At 43.6% G+C, this 569-nt stretch carries 1 protein-coding gene and 1 pseudogene; both read left to right on the forward strand.

The window, feature by feature from the left end; genetic code table 11:
- The first annotated feature begins 48 nt into the window (after positions 1–48).
- Positions 49–390, forward strand: a complete 342-nt coding sequence (locus R8N49_RS29245; protein WP_025534403.1) for a MobC family plasmid mobilization relaxosome protein — start codon at positions 49–51, stop codon at positions 388–390.
- Positions 387–569, forward strand: a pseudogene (locus R8N49_RS29250) (mobilization relaxase); the annotation flags it as partial. The gene R8N49_RS29245 and the pseudogene R8N49_RS29250, both read left to right, overlap by 4 nt.

The following is a 569-nucleotide window of genomic DNA, read 5'->3' on the forward strand; positions in this document are numbered from 1 at the left end:
CTACGCTCCCTTAACCCTAGTTAAAAGCACTCAAACTAAAGAATTGCCATGACTGAAAAGAAGAAAGTAATACGAGAAAAGTCCATCAAGATCAGAGTCACTGAGGCTGAACTTCAAGCTCTGAAAGATCGGTGTGATGGTGCGGAATTAGCTCCTTGGATGAGAGAGACTTGTCTTGGGGAACGGACTCTTAAAAGAGCCAATGTTCCTAAAGTAGACCCCGCATTATTGCGCCAGTTATCTGGACTTGGAAATAACTTGAATCAGATCACTAGAGTAGTGAATACCCAGAATTATGATGTCGTGAATGTGGTTCAAGTATTGGCTCAACTTTCAGCAATCGAGCGTCAGCTTGGGCAAATAATGGCAAAGTATGAGATCTCAGTATGATTGTTCAGTTCGCTCGTAGAGGTAAGGGCGTTGGGAGTGGCCCTGTTGATTATCTCTTAGGGAAAGATAGAAATCGGGAGAGGGCGACACTCAATCAAGGCGATCCTGATTTAGTTCAATCACTCATTGATTCGAGTCCTTACGCCAAAAAGTACACATCGGGCTTTCTCTGTTTTGCT

The sequence above is a fragment of the Vibrio sp. 1978 genome (genome assembly GCF_033344345.1).